Consider the following 18,296-nt stretch of genomic DNA (forward strand, 5'->3'; position numbering starts at 1 on the left):
TTAAAGTTTCTGAATGACTCTGAGTCGCGCGCTTCTCGCTCTCGGATTGCGCCCGGTCTCCTCCGGCGTTGCCTCGACCGGCTTTCGCGTGGCCAGCATCGCCTCGGCAGGTTTCAGCGGCTCGCGAAGTCCTACCCCTTTCGGCCCCCAGTCCGCCGCACATCTGGCGCTGAAAAAGCGCTTGACGATCCGGTCTTCCAGCGAGTGGTAGCTGATGACCGCCAGCCGTCCGCCGGGAGAGAGCAGCTCGAAACCATCCGCGAGCGCCTGTTCGAGCACGCCGAGTTCATCGTTGACCTCGATACGCAGCGCCTGGTAAATCCGCGACAGCGTCTTGATGGCGAGGTCTTTGCGCGGGCAGGCGGCCCGCACCACCTCGGCCAGCTCGCCGGTCGTCGAAAGCGGCGAGGCGCTTCTTGCCGAAACGAGCGCTTTGGCGATTCTGCGGCTGAGCGGCTCCTCGCCGTAGCGGAAAAAGAGCCTCGCCAGCGCGGCCTCGTCGTATTCGTTGACCACATCGGCGGCGGTCAGCGCCCCCTCCGGATCCATCCGCATGTCGAGCGGGCCGTTCCGGAGATAACTGAATCCTCGTTCCGGCGTATCGATCTGATACGACGACACACCGAGATCGAGCAGAAAACCCATGACCGGCAACGCCTCGCCTCGCACGATTGGAGTCACCAACTCTTTGACCATGCCGAAATTGCCCCTGAGCAACCGGTAATTGCCGCCGGACTTCCCGAGCTTTTCGGCCGCCGCTTCGAGCGCGTGCGTGTCCTGGTCGATGCCGACAAGAAGCGACTCGCCGCCGAGCGTTTCGAGACGGCGGAGCAGCAGCAGCGAGTGGCCCCCGCCGCCAAGCGTGCCGTCGATGTAGAGGCCCGGAAGCGTGACCAGCAGCGAAACGGATTCACTGACGAGCACCGGCTCGTGGTAGTCCTGGTAATCCATGGCCTCAGATATACCGGTTTGCAAGCGGCGCGAACCGGCCTGCGTTATCGCTCAGCAGCGTTTCAAGACGGAGCGGCTCCCAGACGACCATTTTCGCGTTCGCCCCGATGATGACCGCATCCTTGACGATACCGGCATGATCGAGCATCTCCCGCGACAGGGCGATCCTGCCGGAGCGATCAAGCTCCGTCTGGTCGAGACGCGCATAGATCATGGTGGTCAGCAGGCGTTCGTCGGGGTTGAAATCGGAAAGCTTGAGCAGTTGCTGCTCCTTTTCGTTCCAGACCGACGGTTCGTAGAGTTCGAGCGAGCCATCGTCGGCCTTGAAGACATAGAGCGCCGGAGAGCGGCTCGGAGCGCCCGTGCCGGAGTTGTCCTCCTGCAAGAGGAACTTGCGTCGAAACCGGGCCGGAATCAGAAGCCTCCCCTTCTCATCGACGCTATGCTGCTCTCTTCCGATAAATCCGGGCATAAATTCCCCACTTTTTCCCACTTTCCCCCACCTTGAATGTAGGTAATCGAAAGTTCAAAAAAAATAGAAGGTTCAATGTAAAATGGGCGGAAAAGCGTTCTGTAAGCGCCGAGCGTCCTCGCGGCAGAGCCAGAAAATCGAGGATGCCCAACGCACAGCGCGAGCAACGGATTACGCTGAATTCCGGGCTTACGGCATCCAGGGCTCTCAAATGGAACTCGAAAAGCTGTATCTTGACCTTTTGAAGGATGGCAAATGGATCGTTCACGACGCCCTTGTCACGAGTCAGCGAGGTTAGAAAAATCAAGAAGGTGATTACTGATGGCTACGCATAATGCTTTGAAAAAAAGAGATATACTTCATTATCAGCAGGAGCTTTTTTCAGCTAACAAGCGCGCTGTCGCGCCGAAAAAAAACAGTTTGGCAAACAAGCTCGATCAAAACGACAGGGCGTTTCATGATTGGTACCGGTTTGTTTTATCTTTTCCACCGCATCTGGTGCGAGACTACATTGCCCGCTTTTCTTTAACCCCTGGGCAAACCCTTCTCGATCCATTCTGCGGTACAGGCACAACGTTAGTCGAAGCAAAAAAACAGGGCATTCATACCATTGGCATTGAAGCCAATCCTGTTGCGCATTTTGCAAGTTCTGTAAAAGTCAACTGGCAGGTTGATTCGGGCAAGTTTCTTGAACATGCGGAGATAATTGCCGAAAAAGCTGAGAGAAAAATAACCCGGCACAGCGGAGGGTTTTTACGACGATTACCGGAAGAAACGGAAAAACTGCTTTTAAAGGAGTCCATAAGCCCGATCCCTTTACACAAATCTTTAATACTGCTTGACGAAATACGCGCTTGTTGCGAAGAGCCTTTTTCCAGCCATGAGATGATTGCCCTGTCGAAAGCGCTCGTTTTTTCGATAAGCAACTTGCATTTTGGCCCGGAGGTTGGCGTTCGCCGTGTAAAAAAACAGGACGCTTCCGTTATAGAATACTGGATGGAAGAAATAAGGGCGATAGCATCGGATATTAACAATCAGTCGCCATCCACGGCAATATCGGTTGTTTATAACGCCGATGCTCGTGAAATGGCTGGCGTATTGAAGCCGAATAGCATTGACGCTGTTTTCACATCGCCACCCTATCCAAACGAAAAAGATTACACGCGCACAACCCGGTTGGAATCGGTTTTGCTTGGATATCTGAACAATAAAGATGATTTGCGCAGATTGAAAAAAGGTTTGCTTCGTTCCAATACCAGAAATGTTTACAAGGGCGATACCGATGACGCTTGGGTTTCCCATCATCAGGAAATTCAGTCGATTGCTAATACAATAGAAAACCGGCGCATAGAACTCAACAAAACTTCAGGTTTTGAGAAAATGTACGGGCGTGTAACGAAGCTCTATTTTGGTGGCATGGCTCGTCACTTCGCTGATCTGAGGCAATTCCTGAAACCGGGAGCCTCTTTGGGTTATGTGGTCGGCGACCAGGCATCTTACTTGCGGGTGATGATTAAGACCGGAGAACTATTGGCTGAAATTGCTGAATCTTTAGGGTATGAAGTGGTGGGTATCGATCTGTTCCGTACCCGGTTTGCGACAGCCACTAAAAGAGATATGCGTGAGGAAGTTGTTATATTGAAATGGCCCGGATAGTCGTTAATCGGAGAACCTGAATGGCAAAAAGCAATAACAGATACTCTGCAATCATAGAAGATATTTTCAGAAAGAACTATCGAAAAGACGATACGGATGTTTCTTTTGAACGCGAAGATTTGGTCCGTTCCGCCAATAAATTAGGGATTGCGTTACCAAAAAATCTTGGTGACATTATCTACAGTTTCAGGTATCGAGCTATGTTGCCGGAATCGATAACAAGGATTGCGCCCGAAGGACTCGAATGGGTTATTCGTCCGACAGGACAATCAAAATACAAGTTTTCACTGACGACGCTATCCCGAATAAGCCCCAACACTCTGCTGGTTGAAACCAAAATACCAGATGCTACTCCGGGGCTTATTGAAAAGTATGCATTTAATGACGAGCAAAGCCTGTTGGCAAAGCTTCGATACAACCGTCTTATAGATATATTTACAGGAATAACCTGTTATTCACTGCAAAATCATCTTCGGACAACGGTTCCTGAAATTGGACAGGTTGAAACGGATGAGATATATGTCGGTATCGATAAGCATGGTGCACAATATGTTATTCCGGTACAGGCGAAAGGAGGCTCTGACAAGTTAGGTATTGTCCAGATCGAGCAAGATTTTGCATTGTGTTCTGCAAAGTTTCCGATGCTTGTATGTCGCCCTGTTGCTGCTCAAATAATGGAGGATAACCTTTTGGCATTGTTTTCTTTTGAAATGGATGAAAAAGGGGTTTCGATCAGCAGGGAGAAGCATTACCGTTTGGTGTTGTCTGAGCAAACGACGGAAGAAGATGTGGTGAATTATCGCAAAAGAGTCTTGTGAGTACCATTTATCTGCTTTTTTGGAATTCACTTATCTCGAATCGCGCTCGAATGTGACTTCATAAAAATCGTAAATATCCCGTGACAGGGATCGGAAATAGAATTCAGCAGGCATGGCATCGAGTTACCGGGAGACCGTCGTTGACGGGTACAATCTGATTCACAAGCTTGGCAAGGTCAGCGCCGATGCGCCGATGGCGGCTCTGCGCGAGTTGCTCGAAGCGGCGCTCGCGCGGTACCGGCAGAAGTCGCGGCGGCATGTCATTCTGGTCTATGATGGCGGCAGAGGGCCGAAGCCGCTGACCACTGTCGGCGCTATCGATGTCACCTTCAGCGGCACCGTCAAGTCCGCCGACCGGTGGATTATCGATCACGTCCGTTCGCTCGGTGTGCGCGCTGCCATGACGCTCGTGGTCAGTTCCGACCGGGAGATTCAGCGGCATTCGACGGCGTATGGCGCCAGGTGCATCGATTCGGAAACCTTTATCGACGAGCTTGCGGCGATGGGCATCGCCATCGATGAGCGCGGGCGGCGGACAGGACAACCGCGCGGATCGGGGATGAACAAGAACGCTTCGGGGCCGCTCTCCGACAAGGAGGTCGATTACTGGCTCCGGCTCTTCGCCAGAAAACGCTGATGGCGATAATCTGCGTCTGTTTCTTGAGACAATTTGTTATAATACGGGGTTAATCGTTTTACCGACCCCCTTTAACCGACGATCGTTATCATGTCCGAAGGCCGTGCAATGAACCATGAACCCTGGCGGGAGCTTGAAGAGTGGAGAGGAAAAATCGATGAGATCGACCGGCAGGTAGCCGCCCTCCTGTGCCAGCGTTTGCAGTTTGCCGGAAATATCAGCGCCGTAAAATCGAGGATGGGCGAGACCGTGCTTCAGCCGGAGCGCGAGAAAGAGGTGTTCATCAACGTTCTCGGTCATGCCGATTCACCCGCGATGAGCCAGGCGCTCGAAAGGATCTACCACTCCATTCTCAATGAATCGCGCCTCTTTCAGCAGGAGTGCAAGGATGGTCAACAGAACCACTCCTCCCGATAATTCGCAAAACCCGATGCCTTCCCGGAAATCCCCCGTCCGTTCAGCCGCACTGAGGGTTACGCTGCTGGCGGTTGTGAGCGCTGTCGCCCTTCTCCTGTTCGCGCCTGGCATCAACTCCATATCGCCGAAGGGTGGGCCGACAAGAATTACTGTCTATCGGGGCGAGGGATTCCGCCGGATCGTCGAAACGCTGCACGAGGCCGGTGTGATTCGCTACCGATGGCCGCTGATTGCCGCCGGGGCGCTGATTCCGCCGCTGCACAAGATCAAGCCGGGCCGGTACGCCATTGCCGGAAACCACTCCACCTTCGGCCTGCTCTGGTATCTCCATTCACGCCCGCAGGACGAGGTGCGCGTTATGATTCCGAACGGCGTCGAAGAGAGCAGAATCGCCCGTATCATTGCCGCCAATCTCGACATTGATTCGACCGCCTTCATGCAGGCCTCGCGCGATCCCCGGCTGCTCGCCTCGCTCGGTATCGAAGGCGGGAGCACCGAGGGCTATCTCTTTCCCGGCACCTACAACTTCGCCTGGGCCAGCACGCCGAAGGAGGTGGTCGCTTTTCTCACGGGCCGCTTCCGCGCATTTTACACCGACAGCCTCAAGCAGGCGGCAGCGCGCGCGGGCTTCGACGAAACCCGCCTGCTCACGCTCGCCTCGATCGTGGAGGCCGAGACGCCGGTCGATGAGGAAAAGCCGGTCATCGCCAGCGTCTATCTGAACCGGCTGAAAAAAAACATGCGCTTGCAGGCCGACCCCACGGTGCAATACGCCATTCCTGGCCAGAGCCGACCGCTCTATTACAAAGACCTCGCTATCGACTCGCCCTACAATACCTACCGCCACGCGGGGCTGCCGCCCGGCCCGATCTGCAACCCCGGAGTGGCGTCGATTCGCGCGGTGCTGAATCCGGCGAACACCGGGTATCTCTACTTCGTCGCAACTGGCCGGGGAGGTCACGCTTTCGCCGAAACGCTTGCCGAACATGGTCGCAACATCCAGCGTTACCGGGCCGCCAGAAAAGAGGCGCAACAGAGCGCGAGCGACAGCAAGCCGTGATGAATCGCTCCGGGTATGTCGCGGATGCCGGAGATTATGTATATTCACCCAAGTCAAATGCCTTTAAATTTATCAACCAACTCACAGGGACATGCAGAAAAAGACATTGTCTGACATATCGTCACAGGGAAAACGGGTCTTGATGCGAGTCGATTTCAACGTGCCGCTCGATCAGGACAGAAACATCACCGACGAGAAAAGGATCGTCGAGGCGTTGCCATCGATCCGCAAAGTCATCGACAATGGCGGCAGGCTGATTCTGATGTCGCACCTCGGCAGGCCGAAAGGCAAGGTCAATCCGGCATTCTCCCTTGCCCCGGCGGCAAAGCGTCTTTCCGAGCTGATCGACTGCCCCGTGACGATGGCCGGCGACTGCATCGGTACCGAGGTGATGCAGCAGGTGCTCGCCCTGCAGGACGGCGAGGTGCTCATGCTTGAAAACCTCCGCTTCCATTCCGAGGAGGAGGCCAACGATGCCGATTTCGCCAGGGAGCTGGCTTCGCTGGGCGAAATCTACGTCAATGACGCATTCGGCACGGCGCACCGCGCCCACGCCTCGACCGAGGGCATCACCCACTTCATGCAGACTGCCGTGGCGGGCTACCTCATCGAAAAGGAGCTGCGCTACCTCGGCACGGCGCTCAACGATGCGCAGCGGCCGTTCGTGGCCATTCTCGGCGGCGCGAAGATTTCCGGCAAGATCGACGTGCTCGAAAATCTTTTCGAGAAGGTCGATACCGTGCTGGTGGGCGGCGCGATGGTCTTCACTTTCTTCAAGGCACAGGGCCTCGACGTCGGCAACTCGCTGGTCGAGGAGAACAAGCTCGAACTGGCGCTCTCCCTGCTCGAAAAGGCAAAAGAGAAGAACGTGCGCCTGCTCTTGCCGGAGGATGTGGTCGTGGCCGGAGAAATTTCTGCTGACGCGCCTTCGCGGATTGAGCCGGTATCGGCCATCTCCGCAGGCATGATAGGCCTCGACATCGGCCCGGCCACCATTGAGACCTACGCCAGAGAGATCACCGGCGCCAAAACCGTGCTCTGGAACGGCCCGATGGGCGTGTTCGAAATCGACCAGTTCGCCAAAGGCACCTTCGCCGTCGCCCAGGCGCTTGCCGACGCGACGGCAAACGGCGCGGTCACCATCATCGGCGGCGGCGACTCGGCGGCGGCCATCGCCAAAGCGGGCCTGTCCGACAAGGTGACGCACGTCTCGACCGGAGGCGGCGCGAGCCTCGAATTCCTCGAAGGCAAGGAGCTGCCCGGCATTGCAGCATTGAACGATTAACGACCGTCGTTCATTCACTATCCCGAAACGCGGCAACGGCTCTGCCAATCACTGTAAACGATACTGAATGACCCGATACGACCAGCCATACTCGCCCGGCGGCTTTCAGGTAATGCCGCCGGCCATCAAGGCGATCATCGTCACCAATGTGATCGTGTTCCTCTTCCAGAATAGCGTGTTCGGCCCCGCCCTGACCACCTACGGCGCACTCTGGCCGATAGGCTCGAACAATTCCGCAGGGTACTCTTTTCACATCTGGCAGCCCGTCACCTATCTCTTTCTGCACGGCGGTTTCGCGCACATTTTTTTCAACATGTTCGCCCTCTGGATGTTCGGCGTTGAAATTGAAAACTACTGGGGCACCAAAAACTTTGTCACCTTTTACTTTACCTGCGGCATTGGCGCGGCGCTTATCAATCTTATCGCGACGTCGGGAAGTCCCTATCCGACCATAGGCGCATCCGGGGCCATTTTCGGCGTACTGCTCGCCTTCGCCATGATGTTTCCCGACCGCTACATCTACCTTTACTTTCTCCTTCCGGTCAAGACCAAGTACTTCGTGGCCGGTTATGCCCTGATCGAATTTTTCTCGGGTCTCGGCAACAGAACGATGGGCAGCGGCAGCGATATCGCCCATTTCGCGCATCTCGGCGGTATGCTTGTGGGCTTCATCTACATCATGATCCGACGCAACGACGGGTCGATCACCCGGATGCTCCGGAAGCTCTCTTTACCGAAAAAACCGAAAGGGCCGGTTCTCTGGCAGGGCGGCGGCAAGGATGACGAGGTTCCGGAGGCCGAGATCGACCGGATTCTCGACAAGATTTCGAGCAGGGGCTACGACTCCCTGACGGCGGAGGAAAAACGCACCTTACTCAAGGCGGGCAAGCGCTGAACCTCCGGCGGCGCGACCCTGCGATACGCACCACTCCGGCATGAAAAGCAAAAAGGAAGGCCGCATTTTCGAGCGCGCCCGCAAGGCTGCCGAAGAGACCTTGCGCGACCCTGAAAAGATCAGGAATGTCATCGACACCGCGCTGCACATGGTCGGCAGCGCAAGCACCTCATCGCCATTCGGCGAGTTGACCGACAAGTTTCAGGTGCTCGTCCGGCTTGTCCGCGCCTACGTCAACCGCCAGTACCGGATTGTGCCGTGGCAGACGGTGATTCTGGCCGTCGCGGCGCTCATCTACTTCGTCAATCCGCTCGACGCGATTGCCGACTTCCTGCCTCTGGTCGGTTTTTTCGATGACGCCGCCGTGTTCACCGCCGTGCTCGCCTCGATCAACCACGACCTCAACGAATTCCTCGAATGGGAAAAAATGACCGCTCAAAACACGGGAGAACCGATGCCAAAAGTGATCGATGCCGATTTTGAGGAGGTCAAGGAGGCGGCGGTTGATAATGGATAATAGATAATGGATAACGGTGGAGAAATGACCGGCTGCCATGTTTGTCGGTGCTTGTCGTTGTCTGTCCGTGTCAGTCCACTTCGTCCACTTCCGCCAAACCCATGCAGCAAACTGTTCAAATTCAAGCGCTAAAAGCGGACATCACCACGCTGAAGGTCGATGTTATTGTCAATGCGGCGAACTCCTCGCTGCTTGGCGGCGGAGGCGTTGACGGGGCGATTCACCGGGCGGCGGGGCCGGAGCTGCTCGAAGCGTGTCGCCAGCTCGGCGGCTGCCCGACCGGCGAGGCGCGCCTCACCAAGGGCTTCCGGTTGCCTGCCAAGTATGTCATCCACACCGTCGGCCCGGTCTGGCGCGGCGGCAGCCAGGGCGAAGCCGCGCTGCTCGCCTCCTGCTACCGCAACTCGCTGAAGCTCGCCGACGAGCGCCACTGCCGCTCCATCGCCGTCCCCTCCATCAGCACCGGCGCCTACGGCTACCCGGTCGAACAGGCCGCCGCCATCGCCACGCAAACCGTGCGCGAAGCGCTCGCGGATGCAAGCGGCATCGACGAGGTGCTCTTCTGCTGCTTCTCGGATTATGATCTGGAGGTGTACCAGAAGGCGCTGGCGAGGGGATAATTGATGAAGAGATAAACCGAAGAGATTGGGCTAAAGCCCTTTTTATTTTGATTGATACGCATACCCCGGGTTGAAAGCCGGGGCAATTGAATGCAGATTTCTTTTGTTGCCCCGGACTTCAGTCAAGGGTACGTCGTCCTGAAAAAACTCCGGGCGTCAGCCCAACATCTTCTATCAGCAAAGCTGCCTGCAATCACCAACAGCTTATCAACCATCCGAAATGCGGTGCGTTAATCTCCCCGGTAGGGGCAGACCTGCGTGCCTGCCCGTTTCCGCCAATGCCATAGCACCTGAAAAAGGGCGGGCGTGAAACCCGCGCCAACCGCAGGAGCCGTTCGATTTCGGGGGCAAAGAGCGTCCGGTGGTGAAACGGGCAAGCCCCCGGCACTGAACCCGTCGCGCTTCGACCGAAGCCACCCCTTGCGCTACCTGACCTTCAGTTCACGCACCGGATAGAGCCGTCCTTCGTCGCCGTCGATCATCTGCTCCCTGACCTTTGCGAAATCGATCTTTTTCAGGTCGATCATCCGCACCTCGCGGTTGCGCATGGTCGTGAAGTAGTAGCGGACATTGTTGAGGTCGGAAATCGAGGTGATCTGCGTGGCGCTCTCGATGTCGCCGGCGGTCGCTTTGGCGGGCGTCACCGCGCCGACCGGAATGTCGAAGCTGTCGAGAATCCGGAACGCCTCGAACACCGCCGTGCGGGCATCGGCAAGCGGCCTCGACGATGCGGTCAGGGCGGCGGCCCGCACGAAGCGCGATGGCGGCGTGAAGTCACCCGGCAGGCCGATCATACCGGAACCCGCGCCCAGCGGGCCAAGCTCCAGCTTGCCAATCGTCAGCGGCGCGCGCGGCCCGGAGGTCAGGTAGAGGTAGTTGCGCAGGTTGGTCAGGTGCCAGTCGTAACCCGGCGAGTTGGTGATGACGCCGAGAAAAGCATCATAAACGTTGAGCTTGCTGTTCTCGACCATTTCGATGACGATAGCCTTGCCGGTCGGGTCGGCCACCTTCCAGTGGAACGGCAGCGGCACGCCGTGGAACTTCGGATCATCGACATTGAGCACGAGAACCGAGTTCAGCCTGGCGCGAACCTCGTCAACCGTGCCGAACGACGAGAGCATCCACTGCATGAAATCCCCGACGCTGAGGGTCTCCGCCGCTTTCGCGCTGTCATACGGCATGTAGCTGGCGAAGCCGGGGAAGTAGTACATCCCGACCGATAGGCCCCGCTCGTTCAGCCCGTCCGGGCCGTACGGCTGACCATACGCCTACATCGAAACGAAGCCGTATCGCCCTGTCCATTTCATGCCGTTGTGCCCGTCGGGAGTCTGGGCGATGTAACTTTTGTCGCGTGGAAAAATAGCGAGGCGATGGTGCCCGGAATCGTCCAGCGACCACTCGACCGTACGCCCGACAATGGCCGCGCCATCGGTGGATTTGAGCGAGATTCCGGTACAGGCGCGCGACGACGCGCCCGGCGCAAACAGAACAAGCGCTGCGAAAAGGGCAAGCAGACGTTTCATGGCTGTTTTGAGATGAGGGGTTAAAGAACCCGGAGTGATCGCCTCCATACATCCAGGCAATCAACAGAGGTCAGGTATTTGGTGAATTTATGGAATATCACGGCAAAAAAATCCCCCGGTTCAAACGGGGGACTGAATTAACCTATTGTATGACCAGGCAATACGCCGCTCACTTCGGAGCATTCGGCCCATTGGGCGAGTCCAGACCACTGCCGTCAGGAATGCCGTCGCCCGATTGAGGCGCGGAGCCGAAAGCGCCGCTTGGGTCGGAAGCCGGCTCTCCGGGTGGATCGTCAGCCGTAGCGCCGATCGTCACCACCTCGCCAGTAAAGGGATTCGGAATCTTCAGTCCTCCTCCGGCCACGGCCTGCGACGCTCCGGCAACGACAAACAGCATTGCCATGCCAATGGCAAAAATTCGTTTCATGGCATCCTCCTTGTTTTGAGTTGCATAAAACAGTGTTTCCTGCATCCGGTTATCATCAACGTTCCTGCCAGCGAAACAATGCTATTCGTAAGTTATAAAACTATCGTTTTATACGGCATATCCGCGGAAGTAAAAACGCCGACAACATTCCGAGCAAAACCAGGTACTGCTTCCCGACATCAATATCGTCAGTATCTCCTCGAAAAATACCGGTCACGAAGCTGCCAGACCGCTTTCATCGCGAGCGGTTCGCCGTCGAAGACGATCTGGCGGCTCCGCTTGTCCTTCCGCTTTTTCAGGTAACTCGTGACGTTCATCCAGCGGATTGTCTCCTCGCCGGTGCGCTCGACCGTTTGGCGACGACGCGAATGAAGGCTTCGGCATCCGACGCCTCGCCGACGCTGACCACCACGCCAAGATGGCGTTCGGGCAGCAGCAGCGACGAGTCGGCGGGAATCGCGCCGAGCACGGGCGCGTTGCAGAAGGTTTCGATGGCTTGGCGCTGCTTCGACTCCTGCCGCGCGGTGGCGACATGGTTGAGAATGACGCCCGCGATCCGAACCTTCGGCGGCATCGCCTGGAGGCCGAGCACCTGCGCGGCTACGCCGCGATTCATCCGGCGGCTGTCGATCACCAGCAGCACCGGCGTGTCGAGCAACGCGGCCAGCCTCCTCGCCCATCATCCAGGTGTCGAGATTGTAGCACTCGCCGCCGCTCGCCACGCGGCGCCACATCGGATCGATATAGTCCGGCCCCTTCTTGAAGCTGACCACCGGCAGCCCTCTTTCGGCCAAAAGCCGAAGCAGCCCCAGGCTCACCGTGGTCTTCCCGGCGCTCTTCCACGAAGCCGAAATCATCAGCCTCGGAATCGAAATCAAAGCCAAATCAGCAACTCCTTACAGAATTTATTCGCTTGGGCAATATCACCCGAACGCCTATACAGCACCGGATTAGCACGCTGCAAGAAAAAATTATCTTATTATTATATAATATTTTAGAAAAGAATTAATCTATTTGAGGATGTACTTCTTAACCCATATTGCTATTCAACAGCATAGCGACAAAAAAGCATTAGTCCAATCGCAGCGGAATTGGTTTTTCGGAGAAAAGTAGGTCGTGTGCTAAACAGGAATAGATTAGGATGGTTACATATCACCGAAAAATCGCATTATATTTCAAATTAGCATTTTGAATGATTGTTACTGGCAGCAAGCCTCTCGTAACAATCATCGACTGAATCAAAGGGATTAGGGATCAACAATGAGCACAGTTTCTGCCTCCATTCCGGTATTGCAATGGGCAGCCAGCAGAGCTTGGCTCAGTGATACTGAGTTGGAAAAACGGTTCAGAAAATGGCCACTGTGGCTGAAAGGTGAAGCATCCCCAACGTTGAAACAGTTGGAGGATTTCGCAAGGCTCACGCATACACCGTTCGGTTATTTTTTCCTGCCTGACCCGCCAGAGCTGACCTTGCCTGTCCCGGATTTTCGCACTCATCGTGACAATCATTTACGTGAACCAAGCACAGCATTGCTCGACACGATTTATCTGTGCCAGCAACGGCAGGAGTGGTTTCGCGAGTATGCCCTGATCCAGGGATTACAGCCATTACGGTTTGTCGGCAGTGCAACAATATCGGATGATCCTGATGCTGTTGCCGCACAGATGCGTCAGGAGCTATCGCTCTCGGTCGCTGAATGTCAAGCCCTTCCAACATGGACCGATGCACTGCGTCAGCTTATCGCAAAAGCGGAAGAGGCCGGTGTGCTTGTCATGGCCACTTCCATCGTCGGAAGCAATAGCCATCGGAAACTGGATGCACAAGAGTTCCGCGGTTTTGCCTTTACCGATAATGTCGCGCCACTGATTTTTCTGAATGCCGCAGACAGCAAAGCCGCACAAATGTTCACGCTTGCGCATGAACTGGCGCACATCTGGCTTGCTGAAAGCGGCCTGTCTAATCCAGAGGCAGGTGTCATTCCTGAATTACAGATTGAACGCTGGTGCAATCATGTCGCCGCTGAATTGCTGGTACCAAAAAAGGAATTGCATAATGCTCATGATCCTGGCATACCTGTCGAAAAGGAGATGCACCGTCTGGCCCGGTTTTTCAAGGTCAGTACCCTTGTGGTTTTACGGCGTCTTTTCGAAGCGGGATTTATCGACAGAGCGACGATGAACCAATGCTATCAGGAGGAGCTTGATCGCATCCTTTCGCTTGAAAAACGCAAAAGCCCTGGTGGTGATTTTTACCGAACTCTTGGAGCTCGCACCGGGAAGCGCTTTGCGCGAGCCATACTATTCAGTACGCTGGAAGGGCATACCCTGTTCAGGGACGCTTTCCGTCTTTTGGGCGTACGAAAGTCGGCAACCTTTTACGAAGCAGCGCATGAACTGGGAGTGATGCCATGACCTATCTGCTCGATGCCAATGTTTTCATCCAGGCAAAAAACCTGCATTACGGCCTCGATTTCTGTCCTGCGTTCTGGGAATGGTTGATCGAAAACAATGCCTCAGGAAAGGTGTTCAGCATCGACAAGGTCGCCGATGAAATCGCGGCTGGAGATGACAAACTGACCGGCTGGATGAACAATCACGCAAGCGACTTGTTTCTCAATACCGATAGCGGCACCGTAGAAAAATTCGGTCAGGTCAGCACTTGGGCGACCAGTCAGACGTATGAGCCTACGGCTATCAATACTTTTCTGCAGGTAGCAGATTTCTATCTTGTGGCCCATGCTCTTTCAGGCGGGCACGTACTCGTTACGCATGAGATACCCTCCAATTCACAACGCAAAATCAAGATTCCCAATGCCTGCCTCGGACTCCAGCTACGGTTCATGACGCCTTACGAAATGTTGCGTCGCGAGCAGGCACGGTTCATTCTTAGATGACGACAAGCGTAACTGATCTGATTCAAGCTCACAACCACCCCCCCCCAACACCTCCGGCACGTTAAATCCCGCTCGTTTGTTATATTCGAGGTTTGCGCTCCGCCCGGCGATGGGTGGCGGCCTCTGAAATTTTCAAACTCTCAGGTCTAACGATGAGCAATTCCGATCAGTCGCGGGTGCAGACGCAGAGTCTGTCGCCCGATAAAGTGATGCATAAACTGGTTTCGCTGGCCAAGCGGCGGGGGTTCATTTTCCCGTCGTCCGAAATTTACGGCGGCTTGTCGTCGTGCTTCGATTACGGGCCGCTGGGTAGCGAGATGAAGAAGAATATCAAGGATTTGTGGTGGAGTTCTATGACGCGCCGCCACCAGAATATCGTGGGCATCGATGCCTCGATCATGATGAATCCGACCGTCTGGGAGGCTTCGGGCCATGTGGCGAGCTTCAACGATCCGATGATCGATGACCGCACCACCAAGCGCCGCTACCGCGCCGACCACCTGATCGAGAATCACATCGCCAAGCTCGTGCGCGATGACAAAACCGACGATGCCGAGCGGGTGAAGGCGGCCTACGAGGGAGCCGACAGCGCTGAGGATTCCAACCGGGTGCTCTACGAGATCATCACCGGCGAGGGGATCAAGGCTCCCGATACCGGCTCCGGGGACTGGACGGAGGTGCGCCAGTTCAACCTGATGTTCCAGTGCAACATGGGCGCGGTGGCCGATACATCGAGCCTTGTCTATCTGCGCCCAGAAACGGCGCAGGGTATCTTCGTGAACTTCCACAACGTTCGCGAGTCGTCGCGCATGAAGGTGCCGTTCGGCATCGCCCAAATTGGCAAGGCGTTCCGCAACGAGATCGTCAAGGGCAACTTTATCTTCCGCATGGTGGAGTTCGAGCAGATGGAGATGCAGTATTTTGTGAAGCCCGGCACGCAGCTCGAAGCGTTCGAGGCGTGGCGCGAGGAGCGCTTCCGCTGGTACTCCGAAACGCTCGGCATGACCAGAGAGAAGCTGCACTGGTACAAGCACGACAAGCTGGCCCACTACGCCGACCTGGCCTATGACATCAAGTTCGAGTTCCCGTTCGGCACGGAGGAGATCGAGGGCATCCACTCGCGCACCGATTTCGACCTCAGCCAGCATCAGCAGTACTCCGGCAAAAATATGGAGTACATCGACCAGACCACCAACGAGCGCTACATTCCGTACGTCGTCGAGACCTCGTCGGGCTGCGACCGCACCTTCCTGGCGCTGCTGTCGGACGCCTACCGGGAGGATGTGGTGGATGGCGAGCCGCGCGTGATGCTGAAGCTCGCCCCGAAGGTGGCGCCGGTGAAAGCCGCCGTGCTGCCGTTGATGAAGAAGGGCGAGATGGGCGAAAAAGCCGCCCGTCTCTGCCGCGACCTGTCGGAAAACTTCATGGTGCAGTACGACGACGCGGCCTCGATCGGCAAGCGCTACCGCCGCCAGGACGAGATCGGCACGCCGTTCTGCTTCACAGTCGATCACGACACGCTGGAGAACGGCACCATCACCGTGCGCTATCGCGACACGGCGGCGCAGGAGCGGATCGAGATGTCGAAAGCCGCCGAGTTCCTGGCCTCGAAGCTGGTTTAAGAGAACGAAGAGATTGGGCGGAAGCCCTGAACTATTTTCAGGTCATGAACCCCGGACTAAAGTCCGGGGCAATTGTCATGGCCGAATTAGTAAAACGGACATCTCGATTTATTGTCGTGAGAAACTGGAGATATTCAGCAGGGTTTTAACCCTCCGGACATTCAGGATTCTTACATTCATGTTGCCCTGGCTTTCAAGCCGGGGATGCAAAATGGACAGGATTGGGCTAAAGCCCTGAATTATTTTTTGATCCATGAACCCCGGACTGAAGTCTGGGGCAATTGTCAAAGAGCCTTACCGGACTAACAAGTCGAAGCAATGTTATACGATGTCGCAATCATAGGAGGAGGCCCGTCGGGCGCGGCTGCCGCGGAGATTCTGTCGAAAGCGGGCCACTCGACTATCCTCGTCGAACGCAATCTGTCGAACGTCAAGCCGTGCGGGGGAGCGATTCCGCTTGGCCTGATCGAGGAGTTCGACATTCCCGACGAGCTGGTCGAGAAGAAGCTGACCCGCATGAGCGTGCGCTCGCCGAAGGGTGAAACCATCTTCATGCACATGCCGAACGGCTACGTCGGCATGGTGCGCCGCGAGCGCTTCGACCGCTACCTTCGCGAGAAAGCGCAGAAGGCTGGCGCGGAGCTGGTCGAGGCGCTGGTGAAGAAAATTGACCGCGCGTCAGACCGCTTCACGATCCACCTCTTCAACAAGGAGGGCGAGGCGCTGCCGCCGGTGGAGGCTTCGTTCGTTATCGGCGCGGACGGCGCGAACTCCAAAACCGCCGAGGAGTTGGGCTTCCCGCCGAACGACCTGAAGGTGATCGCCATGCAGCAGCGCTTCCACTACTGCGACGAGCTGAAGCCCTACGAGGAGCTGGTGGAGATCTGGTTCGACGGCGAAGTCTCGCCCGATTTCTACGGCTGGATATTCCCGAAGACCGACCACATCGCCATCGGCACCGGCACCGAGGAGCACCGCCGCGACATCAAGCAGTTGCAAAAGCGTTTCGTCGAAAAGATCGGCATCACCGAAAAGCCTTACCTCAACGAGGCGGCGAAGATTCCGATGAAGCCGCGCCGCTCCTTCACGCAGGAGCGCGCCATTCTCGTTGGCGACGCTGCGGGCCTGGTGACCCCGGCCAACGGCGAGGGCATCTTCTTCGCCATGCGCTCCGGCAAGCTGGGCGCGGAGGCGATGATCGAGCGCATCCGCAACAACACGCCGCTTTCGAGCTACGAGAAGAAGTTCCGCAAACTCTACTCGCCCATCTTCTTCGGATTGCAGGCGCTCCAGTCGGTCTATTACAAGAGCGACCGACTGCGCGAAAGCTTCGTGGCGATCTGCCGCGACAAGGATGTGCAGGAGATCACCTTCGACTCGTACCTCTACAAAAAAATGGTGCCCGCACCGTGGAGCGTACAGATGAAGATCATGGCGAAGAACGTCTATCACCTCGCGAAGGGTTCGTGATGAGCCGGGCTGAAGGGATGATTGAGGCCACCTGCTCCCTGAATGACGAAAATTCGTCATCGCGAGTCCTGACCTGTCGGGACGTGGCGATCCATCTTTTGCCGCCCTTCGCTGAGTGCGCGTGGATTGCCGCGTCGCGATGCTCCTTTCCATGAAAAGACAGAGGAAGAGGACGGGCACAAGACCCGTCCCTACAATCGAAAATGATTGGTTTTTTTCTGGTTATTCATATTCAAGGTCCGTGCGCGGTATCGATCCGGATACGCGCTCCTCGCAACAGCGAGGATTCTGAAGTTTTTATCATCCTGTGTGAAGTACCCACATGCTGCTCTCTCCGCTGAACTGGCTGATCCACCTGTTTTCGTCGCTTGAGTGGGGCGTGGCGCTTGTCATGCTCTACCGCTACGGGCAGTTTATCGGGCGGCGGGATGTGCGGCGGTTCGCGCTCTTCATGCTGCCGCACTGGGTCGGGAGCTGGTTCGTGCTCTTCTACCACATCACCGGCGACACCATCATGCGCTTCCTCGAACTCTCCGAGGCGATCAACCTCTTGGGAAGCGTCGCGCTCTTGTACGCGACCCTCAAAATCCTGAAAGGGGAGGAGAAGCGGGAGGCCAAACCGGCCAAAGCGTGGATGGGCGCGCTGTTCGGCGGGGTGGCGCTGGCGGCGGGAAGCGGCTCGACGCCTTACTCGTTCATGATGGGCAGTAGCTGGTTCGACGCCGTTTTGCAGATTTCGAGCTTCGTCTATATGACTTTTCTGGTACTCTTGCTGAAGGTGCGCAAGCAGGATCCCGAGGCGTTCTCGGCATTGACCGTAGCGGGATTCTGGTTCGTGCTGGTCTTTATTTCTGTGACGGTGGTCTGCATGTACATCGCCATGCACGTGCTCGGCTATCAGTCGCTTTCGCATAACGACTTCCTGCACGGTTTTGCCGAGAGCCTGTTGAGCGTCAGCAATCTGATGATCGTCATCGGCATCCACAAGCAGCACAAGCTCGCCGAAGAGCGGCTCAGAGCCTGAGTTTCGCG

Annotated in this window: 22 protein-coding genes; 15 read left to right on the forward strand and 7 right to left on the reverse strand. The window is 56.3% G+C overall.

Going from position 1 to position 18,296, the window contains the following annotated elements; genetic code table 11:
• Together rsmH and mraZ are read right to left on the reverse strand one after the other, a co-directional pair.
• Positions 1 to 951, reverse strand: coding sequence for a 16S rRNA (cytosine(1402)-N(4))-methyltransferase RsmH (gene rsmH / locus EST62_RS06470; RefSeq protein ID WP_129051287.1), 951 nt, complete (start codon positions 949 to 951; stop codon positions 1 to 3).
• Between the two features lie 4 nt (positions 952 to 955).
• The gene (gene mraZ / locus EST62_RS06475; RefSeq protein ID WP_129051288.1) at positions 956 to 1,423 is read right to left on the reverse strand and encodes a division/cell wall cluster transcriptional repressor MraZ; all 468 of its coding nucleotides are present in this window, start codon (positions 1,421 to 1,423) and stop codon (positions 956 to 958) included.
• Between the two features lie 321 nt (positions 1,424 to 1,744).
• Between mraZ and EST62_RS06480 the strand changes: the two genes are divergently transcribed.
• From EST62_RS06480 to EST62_RS06520, 9 genes are all read left to right on the forward strand, one after another.
• The gene (locus tag EST62_RS06480; protein ID WP_129051289.1) at positions 1,745 to 3,079 is read left to right on the forward strand and encodes a DNA methyltransferase; all 1,335 of its coding nucleotides are present in this window, start codon (positions 1,745 to 1,747) and stop codon (positions 3,077 to 3,079) included.
• 20 nt (positions 3,080 to 3,099) lie between these two features.
• Entirely contained in the window at positions 3,100 to 3,897 is a 798-nt protein-coding gene (locus EST62_RS06485) for an endonuclease (protein ID WP_129051290.1), read from the forward strand.
• Positions 3,898 to 4,009: 112 nt separating this feature from the next.
• Complete coding sequence (locus EST62_RS06490; RefSeq protein ID WP_129051291.1) at positions 4,010 to 4,534, forward strand: NYN domain-containing protein; 525 nt, start codon at positions 4,010 to 4,012, stop codon at positions 4,532 to 4,534.
• Positions 4,535 to 4,624: 90 nt separating this feature from the next.
• Positions 4,625 to 4,951 (forward strand): chorismate mutase, encoded by a 327-nt coding sequence (locus EST62_RS06495; protein WP_129051292.1) that lies wholly within the window; start codon positions 4,625 to 4,627, stop codon positions 4,949 to 4,951.
• Positions 4,952 to 4,964: 13 nt separating this feature from the next.
• Positions 4,965 to 6,011: an endolytic transglycosylase MltG gene (gene mltG / locus EST62_RS06500; RefSeq protein ID WP_129051318.1), complete on the forward strand. Its 1,047-nt coding sequence runs from the start codon at positions 4,965 to 4,967 to the stop codon at positions 6,009 to 6,011.
• 91 nt (positions 6,012 to 6,102) lie between these two features.
• Positions 6,103 to 7,296 (forward strand): phosphoglycerate kinase, encoded by a 1,194-nt coding sequence (gene pgk / locus EST62_RS06505; protein ID WP_129051293.1) that lies wholly within the window; start codon positions 6,103 to 6,105, stop codon positions 7,294 to 7,296.
• A gap of 67 nt (positions 7,297 to 7,363) precedes the next feature.
• Positions 7,364 to 8,191 carry a rhomboid family intramembrane serine protease gene (locus EST62_RS06510; protein WP_129051294.1) on the forward strand — a complete coding sequence of 276 codons (828 nt, stop codon included), beginning with the start codon at positions 7,364 to 7,366 and terminating at the stop codon, positions 8,189 to 8,191.
• A gap of 40 nt (positions 8,192 to 8,231) precedes the next feature.
• Positions 8,232 to 8,708 (forward strand): YkvA family protein, encoded by a 477-nt coding sequence (locus tag EST62_RS06515; protein ID WP_129051295.1) that lies wholly within the window; start codon positions 8,232 to 8,234, stop codon positions 8,706 to 8,708.
• A gap of 101 nt (positions 8,709 to 8,809) precedes the next feature.
• Positions 8,810 to 9,328 (forward strand): O-acetyl-ADP-ribose deacetylase, encoded by a 519-nt coding sequence (locus tag EST62_RS06520; RefSeq protein WP_129051296.1) that lies wholly within the window; start codon positions 8,810 to 8,812, stop codon positions 9,326 to 9,328.
• Between the two features lie 425 nt (positions 9,329 to 9,753).
• Here the strand turns inward: EST62_RS06520 and EST62_RS06525 are convergent, their stop codons facing one another.
• The 5 genes from EST62_RS06525 to EST62_RS13965 all read right to left on the reverse strand — a co-directional run bounded on the left by EST62_RS06525 (position 9,754) and on the right by EST62_RS13965 (position 11,936).
• The gene (locus EST62_RS06525) at positions 9,754 to 10,566 is read right to left on the reverse strand and encodes a linear amide C-N hydrolase (protein WP_256372362.1); all 813 of its coding nucleotides are present in this window, start codon (positions 10,564 to 10,566) and stop codon (positions 9,754 to 9,756) included.
• A gap of 30 nt (positions 10,567 to 10,596) precedes the next feature.
• Positions 10,597 to 10,851, reverse strand: a complete 255-nt coding sequence (locus tag EST62_RS06530; RefSeq protein ID WP_129051298.1) for a hypothetical protein — start codon at positions 10,849 to 10,851, stop codon at positions 10,597 to 10,599.
• Positions 10,852 to 11,020: 169 nt separating this feature from the next.
• On the reverse strand, positions 11,021 to 11,278 hold the full coding sequence (locus EST62_RS06535; RefSeq protein ID WP_129051299.1) for a hypothetical protein: 258 nt from the start codon (positions 11,276 to 11,278) through the stop codon (positions 11,021 to 11,023).
• A 188-nt stretch (positions 11,279 to 11,466) separates the two neighbouring features.
• The gene (locus EST62_RS13880; protein ID WP_256372361.1) at positions 11,467 to 11,595 is read right to left on the reverse strand and encodes a hypothetical protein; all 129 of its coding nucleotides are present in this window, start codon (positions 11,593 to 11,595) and stop codon (positions 11,467 to 11,469) included.
• Complete coding sequence (locus EST62_RS13965) at positions 11,592 to 11,936, reverse strand: AAA family ATPase (protein WP_371414680.1); 345 nt, start codon at positions 11,934 to 11,936, stop codon at positions 11,592 to 11,594. Before EST62_RS13965 ends, EST62_RS13880 begins: the two co-directional genes overlap by 4 nt.
• Positions 11,937 to 12,037: 101 nt before the next feature.
• On the opposite strand from EST62_RS13965, the gene EST62_RS13970 reads away from it, so the two are divergent.
• The 6 genes from EST62_RS13970 (at position 12,038) to EST62_RS06565 (ending at position 18,288) form a co-directional block, all read left to right on the forward strand.
• Positions 12,038 to 12,232 carry a hypothetical protein gene (locus EST62_RS13970; RefSeq protein WP_371414681.1) on the forward strand — a complete coding sequence of 65 codons (195 nt, stop codon included), beginning with the start codon at positions 12,038 to 12,040 and terminating at the stop codon, positions 12,230 to 12,232.
• A 306-nt stretch (positions 12,233 to 12,538) separates the two neighbouring features.
• Positions 12,539 to 13,690, forward strand: a complete 1,152-nt coding sequence (locus tag EST62_RS06545) for an ImmA/IrrE family metallo-endopeptidase (RefSeq protein WP_129051300.1) — start codon at positions 12,539 to 12,541, stop codon at positions 13,688 to 13,690.
• Complete coding sequence (locus EST62_RS06550; RefSeq protein ID WP_129051301.1) at positions 13,687 to 14,172, forward strand: DUF4411 family protein; 486 nt, start codon at positions 13,687 to 13,689, stop codon at positions 14,170 to 14,172. The genes EST62_RS06545 and EST62_RS06550 overlap by 4 nt, the downstream gene beginning before the upstream one ends.
• Before the next feature lie 152 nt (positions 14,173 to 14,324).
• On the forward strand, positions 14,325 to 15,794 hold the full coding sequence (locus tag EST62_RS06555) for a glycine--tRNA ligase (RefSeq protein ID WP_167599212.1): 1,470 nt from the start codon (positions 14,325 to 14,327) through the stop codon (positions 15,792 to 15,794).
• Positions 15,795 to 16,112: 318 nt separating this feature from the next.
• Positions 16,113 to 17,264, forward strand: a complete 1,152-nt coding sequence (locus EST62_RS06560; protein WP_129051302.1) for a geranylgeranyl diphosphate reductase — start codon at positions 16,113 to 16,115, stop codon at positions 17,262 to 17,264.
• 322 nt (positions 17,265 to 17,586) lie between these two features.
• The gene (locus EST62_RS06565; RefSeq protein WP_129051303.1) at positions 17,587 to 18,288 is read left to right on the forward strand and encodes a DUF3593 domain-containing protein; all 702 of its coding nucleotides are present in this window, start codon (positions 17,587 to 17,589) and stop codon (positions 18,286 to 18,288) included.
• The last annotated feature ends 8 nt before the right edge of the window (positions 18,289 to 18,296 follow it).

The sequence above is a fragment of the Chlorobaculum sp. 24CR genome, from assembly GCF_004118635.1.
Taxonomy (GTDB): domain Bacteria; phylum Bacteroidota; class Chlorobiia; order Chlorobiales; family Chlorobiaceae; genus Chlorobaculum.